Origin of the sequence: Dolichospermum sp. UHCC 0352, from assembly GCF_009711925.1 — a bacterium.
Taxonomy (GTDB): domain Bacteria; phylum Cyanobacteriota; class Cyanobacteriia; order Cyanobacteriales; family Nostocaceae; genus Dolichospermum; species Dolichospermum lemmermannii.
The window spans coordinates 1-5623 of sequence record NZ_VIKY01000248.1 but is presented as its reverse complement, the minus strand read 5'-3'; the positions used below and the strand labels follow the sequence as shown (position 1 = coordinate 5623).

The window sequence follows — 5623 nt, the reverse complement described above, 5'->3', positions numbered from 1 at the left end:
CACAACTTTTAGCTTGACAGACCACTAGTCTAATTAACTACAAAATTATCTGCGTCCATCTGCGTCCATCTGCGTTTAATTATTTCCGCTTCTAACCCGATAGAATGGGAATTATTATATTGTTAAAAAAATAAGCAATATTTCGGTTTAATAGATAAGTAAGTAAACGGAAAAAAACCATAACAAAAAGTCAAATTGCCCAAAACCTCTTCCCTGTTATCTTGTCATAACGACAATTTTCAACCCCAACCTACTTAGTAATTAAACGACTCCTACGATCATCTCATCAACTCACGGACTCTTGCGCTTCCCGATACAATCTTTTAGCTATCCGAAATAACTCTTGTCCCGTGTGTAAATAGCGATGATCATAACTTAATGGAAAGTATGCTAATTCCTCAATTCCATCTCCCACTTGACTCATACAATAGTAAATATGGGCTGCTGCTGCTGCAAAACTAGCGGGATTTGGCAAAGAACGAAATTTAATTTGTGCGTCCTTCAAATCTTCCCGACAGGATGCTAAATAATCTTGAAATTCGTCTAAAAGATCATCATCAAAAGGATCGGCTGCTAACTCCTCAATTTGTGATTCTAAAGAATTAAGAATTGTACAAAGTATCCGATTTACTGGTTTATAAACTAAACGTATCCATTCCTCAATATTTTCATCAATATCTTTTCTAGTTTTCCTAGTTGCTTTGTAATGTTGTTGAGCAGATTCTGCACGTTTTTGGCGAACATGATGAAATTGTTGCTGACCGTGACGAAGTTTTTCATCATAATCAAGACGACTTTTACTATCACTTAAAACTTCATAGGCGGCATTAACACGAATAATTTGCTCATTATCTGTAATGTCTTGATTACTATCAGGATGAAAAATTTTCACCAAGCGGCGATAAGCTTGTTTGATCTCCGCTTGACTGGCATGATTACTAACTTTGAGGGTATCGTAGTGGTTAAAATCGGACATGAATCCAATAGATTGTTAATTGGTACTAGTTGCGGTTTTCGCTTCTAGGTCTTGGAATAAAGGTGTACTTAAATATCTCTCACCGAAACTAGGCTGAATCATCACAATTAAGCGTCCCTGATTTTCAGGACGTTGGGCGACCCGAACCGCCGCACAAAGGGCTGCACCAGTGGAGATTCCAGACAATAATCCTTCCTCCCTGGCTAATTTGCGACCAAAAGCGATCGCCTCCTCATCAGTAACCGTAATTACCTCATCAATCAATTCTAACTTTAACACTTGGGGAATAAAACCCGCCCCAATGCCCTGAATTTTATGGGGACCCGGTTTACCTCCCGATAATATCGGGCTATTAGCTGGTTCGACAGCGATCGCCTGAAAACTCGGTTTCCGGTCCTTCAAAACTTCCGCCACCCCAGTAATCGTCCCCCCAGTCCCCACACCCGCCACAATCATATCCACCAATCCATCCGTATCCTCCCAAATTTCCTCCGCCGTAGTTTCCCGATGAATTTGGGCATTAGCCGGATTGCGGAACTGTTGCAACATATAAGAGTATGGTGTTCTATCCACAATCTCCTGCGCCCGCCGAATCGCCCCACTCATCCCCGCAATTCCCGGAGTGAGTTCCAATTGGGCCCCATAAGCCCTTAACATCGCCCGCCGTTCCGCACTCATCGTTTCCGGCATTGTTAAAATTAATTGATACCCCTTGGCCGCCGCCGCCATTGCCAAAGCAATGCCCGTATTTCCCGATGTTGGTTCCACCAGAATCGTCTTCCCAGGGGCAATTAATCCTTCCTTCTCAGCCGCAGTAATCATACTTACCCCAATGCGGTCTTTCACCGATGACGAAGGGTTCATACTTTCCAATTTCACGAGAATTGTAGCCACACAACCTAATTCTTGAGGAATCCGGTTTAACTTAACTAGAGGTGTCCGTCCCACCAATTCCGTAATATTTTCAACAATCCGCATGATAAATTCTTATGCCTTCAAATGTAGTACATGATATCCAACTGCTTCCGGGAATCCCGTTTTTCACAAAGATCCTGAAGCGAATAATTTTGTAATACTGAATTTGCTGCCTGACGTGCTTCTTGCCAAATTTCTGACACCACAGAATTATCTAAACTTGTGAGGTTAGTATTTTGTTCACCAGTCTGCACATCTAAACCTTCCAAACATTCTAAAATCTCAAAGATACTAATTTTCCGAGGTTCTCGCGCCAATAAATAGCCGCCTTTTGAACCCCGTTGACTTTTAACTATACCCCCCCGCCGCAAAGTTGCTAACAGTTGTTCCAAATAGCGATCAGGTATCTTTTGTTGCAGAGCGATTTGCCGAATTTGCATCGGTTCACCGTTTTCGTAATGAGTAGCCATCTCTAATAACGCCAAAATTGCGTATTCAGATTTACATGATAATTCCACAAGCAGTAGTCCAAGATCAAAATTGAAGGATGAAAATGAGCAAAACCTCACAGTTAGAGACTTCCAAGAAATAAATTATCCTAAGAAACGAACCACAGAGGCACAGAGTACACAGAGAGAGAATTTCTGCATCAGTTTTGGGACATTTTTTTATTTGGAAGTCTCTTAAGCTCTTTTCCAGTATACTCCGGTTCTTAACTGGGGTTTTTCTCTCCACAAAAAAACCCCGCCATGAGGCAGGGTCAAATCACGTTGAAACTTATCAACAAACTTTTAACTATTTAGAAGCTAAAAGTTGTTCTGAGTGTACCAACAAAGGCATCATTACTGGTATTATTTTGTCCAGGAGATGTCATCCAAATAACTCCAGGAGTTACGGATACATTTTCAGAAACGCGATACTTATAAAAGCCTTCAACTTGGTATGGAGTCTCTCTACCAGTCGCACCTAGTGAGTAAGGTTGAGCGCCACCGAAGATACCCAAGACGTTACCTTTCTTACCAAAATCAGGTAAAGCTAAACCTGCACCATAGCTCCAAGCTTCCTTATCATCATTAGCTCCAAAGCCTGTAACATCATGGTAGGAAACGAAACCACTCAAAGAGAGTTTATCGCTAGGCTTGATAGCTGCGGAAATACCGTAGGAGTTGCTGGAAGAGGCACTAGTTGATGGAGCATTGAGAATTGTTCTGTCCGCACCTAAAGAATTCGCTTGTGCTGTACCTACCAAAGCACCACCATCAAATCCTGAATCAAATAAGGTGCTACCTGCTTTTTGATAACCATGCACATAGGTTGCAGCCAAAGCAACGCGATTACCAACATTAAAGTTCAACTGACCTAAAGCCGCATAGTTACCGTCGAACAAGCCATTACTTGGGGCAGGACTAGCAGCATTTGAGACCGAGTTATTTGAAGCCAAGTAACCTAATGTGATTGAACTTGGTTTCAAGAAACTACTACCAGGTTTACCAAACGGGACATTCAAGGCAATACCAGAACCACCACCAATCCGGTAGATGGGGTTTTCAGAAGCAAAGGTACTTAAAGCCCCCTTACCACCATCTGTTTTATCAAAGAAGTAAGGATTGTTAACAGCCGCATAATCACTATGTTGCCCACCACTAGCTGAAAGATAAACTCTTGCAGGTCCCAAAGGAGCTTCATAAGTTAATTTGTCAATTTTGACGCTGTTAGCGCCAGTGCTACCGACTTCAAAGGTTTGTGTACCGACTCCGTTGCCAGGTACTTGAGAACCAGCAATAGAATTACCATTCTTGTCTTTTAAATCAAAGCCTGTGGCATTACCAGCAGCTAGACGGGTTGTCAACACATCTCTACCCGTAAAGCTGGTTTCCAAGCCTAAACGGACTCTGTCTTGGAATACTGCCCGGTTAGCTTTGCCTGTCTCGCTGCCAAAAGCATCAGTGACAGCAAAAATAGCCTCACCTTTTAATTTAGTGGTAGTAGAAAATTGATTGGCTTCTAATTCAGCAGTCCGTCCTTCTAAAGCATCTACCCGGCCGCGTAAGGTTGCCAATTCCGCAGAAAACTCTTCTTGCAAACGCTGTAATGTTGCTAGATCCTGTTTTGTCACCATATCAGCCGTTGCTGTGGCAATCAATTCATTCACACGATCTAAACAAGCATTCAAACCAGCCGCAAATTCGTAACGGCTTAAAGCCCGATTACCACGAAATGTGCCATTGGGATAACCCGCAATACAGCCGTAGCGTTCAACCAAGGACTGCAAAGCTTGGAATGCCCAATCTGTAGGTTGCACATCAGAGAACTGGGAAACTGATGTTACCTGATTTATGGAAGTATTGTTCTCGTTGCTGTAGCGGTTGACCTGAGCTAAAACTTGAGCTTCTTTGGTTTCTGTCGCCAATACTGCTGGCTGTTGGGAAACTTCTGCTGTAGAGGAAGTTTCAATTGATGATGCTCCCTTGGTGGTACTTGGTGCGGCTATCGCTGTTGAAGATACTAACAACGCTGCTCCCAAAATTGCTGGGCTAACCACCAGGGATTTCCACAAAATATTAGACATTTTTCCTTTTCTCCTCACACCTTATATGGATAACATGAGTTCGCTATAGCTAACTGTTTACAAACGCGAAGTCTTGTTGAAACCTGTGCAATAGGTATGGCTGACACCAATTCCACAATCATAGCTTTCACAAGGCTAACAATTGATTAATTAATCGTTAAACTTCCATGCAATTAACTTATGCAAAAACTTTCTGACCATATCCTGCCATTATATTATAGTTTTTTCTAATAATCAACATAAGATTTTTTGATTAAGTAGATGTCAATTTTTCTAGTAGTATATTATCAGTTACACCAAGTAGATTTGACTTCTTTAAACTCATATCGAACTTTTCTTACACTGAAGATTAGCGAATAAGCTTCGGCATTGAAGAATTTAGATAGGTTTTGAAATATACTTTCAATCAAAACCTTTCCACATTAATTATCATTTGTTCGCAATGGGTGTTTTGTTTTCACTCCAAAAACCTGACAAATATAAATGATAGGCGATCGCTAACAAATGTTCCACAACAATAATTTACGTTGGTAATTGTTGTCAGCAAATATCTAAATATTGCCTTATGCTACTGGTTAAAAATTACTACTTAGTACCATAAAACAAAATCAAAAAATTAGATCAAACAAGCTTTTTCGGCTTTTTAAATAGTTAATTCACTGACTCGGTTGTGTACTGGTTTCAACCAAAAACCACCCTTAAAAACTATCCGCCCTGATTTAGATCAGATAATCTAAGTCAGGGCGGTCTAGCGGGTCTTCAAGTTGCAACCAGACTGCCGGAAGGAACTCCGATGTTAAGCCTAGTTAGTTGAGCTAACTTAGTATCTCAAGAGAACTAAAGCTAACTTTTAGAGAACAGCCCCGGCACACAGCCGGCTAACTGCAACTTGACGACCCATGGGTATACTACTTTCTATCATGGGCATCACCTCCTTATTGCCTAAACGGTCTTAATTTCAAAAGGGGCAAAGCAAAATGCTTTGGTCTTGTAACCTGAGACTACTATAGCACAACTACAAAAATTTGCAATACCTGAATTTAAATTTCTCCTTATAAAAAAACCCCTACCAATAGGTAGGGGCTAATTCAAAGATGATAGGTTTTAGAGAGCGTTACCGCGTGGTAATACTTCTTCTGGGAATACGAACTGTTCGTGGGGTT

The 5623-nt window shown here is 41.2% G+C and carries 4 protein-coding genes; all 4 read right to left on the bottom strand.

Annotated elements, in window-relative coordinates; genetic code table 11:
- Positions 1–286: 286 nt before the first annotated feature.
- The 4 genes from FJR06_RS17960 to FJR06_RS17945 all read right to left on the bottom strand — a co-directional run bounded on the left by FJR06_RS17960 (position 287) and on the right by FJR06_RS17945 (position 4460).
- Complete coding sequence (locus tag FJR06_RS17960) at positions 287–976, bottom strand: J domain-containing protein (RefSeq protein WP_168651953.1); 690 nt, start codon at positions 974–976, stop codon at positions 287–289.
- Between the two features lie 15 nt (positions 977–991).
- A complete protein-coding gene (gene cysK / locus FJR06_RS17955) occupies positions 992–1954 on the bottom strand; it encodes a cysteine synthase A (protein WP_015081081.1) in 963 nt (320 codons plus the stop codon).
- A 17-nt stretch (positions 1955–1971) separates the two neighbouring features.
- Positions 1972–2409: an Rrf2 family transcriptional regulator gene (locus FJR06_RS17950; protein ID WP_015081082.1), complete on the bottom strand. Its 438-nt coding sequence runs from the start codon at positions 2407–2409 to the stop codon at positions 1972–1974.
- Between the two features lie 281 nt (positions 2410–2690).
- Entirely contained in the window at positions 2691–4460 is a 1770-nt protein-coding gene (locus tag FJR06_RS17945) for an iron uptake porin (RefSeq protein ID WP_168651952.1), read from the bottom strand.
- Positions 4461–5623 lie beyond the last annotated feature (1163 nt).